Annotated in this window: 3 tRNA genes; all 3 read left to right on the top strand. The window is 55.5% G+C overall.

The window, feature by feature from the left end:
* Positions 1-4 precede the first annotated feature (4 nt).
* The 3 genes from HPY27_RS29885 (at position 5) to HPY27_RS29875 (ending at position 262) form a co-directional block, all read left to right on the top strand.
* Positions 5-90: transfer RNA gene (locus HPY27_RS29885), tRNA-Leu, on the top strand.
* Between the two features lie 16 nt (positions 91-106).
* A tRNA-Gly gene (locus HPY27_RS29880) sits at positions 107-182 on the top strand.
* Between the two features lie 6 nt (positions 183-188).
* Positions 189-262: transfer RNA gene (locus tag HPY27_RS29875), tRNA-Arg, on the top strand.
* The last annotated feature ends 3 nt before the right edge of the window (positions 263-265 follow it).

Here is a 265-nt window from a genome sequence, read left to right as displayed (position 1 = left end):
ATATGCGGTCGTGGCGGAATGGCAGACGCGCTGGCTTCAGGTGCCAGTGGTGGCAACACCGTGGAGGTTCAAGTCCTCTCGACCGCACCAAGAAATTCCTTTTTATGCGGACGTAGCTCAATTGGTAGAGCGTCGCCTTGCCAAGGCGAAGGTCGAGGGTTCGAGACCCTTCGTCCGCTCCATAACATGTGCCCTTAGCTCAGCTGGATAGAGCGTTTGACTACGAATCAAAAGGTCGGGAGTTCGAATCTCTCAGGGCACGCTT

Source organism: Brevibacillus sp. HB1.1 (assembly GCF_013332445.1).
GTDB lineage: Bacteria > Bacillota > Bacilli > Brevibacillales > Brevibacillaceae > Brevibacillus > Brevibacillus porteri.
Note: the sequence above shows the minus strand (reverse complement) of the source record. Positions and strands in the feature narration are given on the sequence as shown.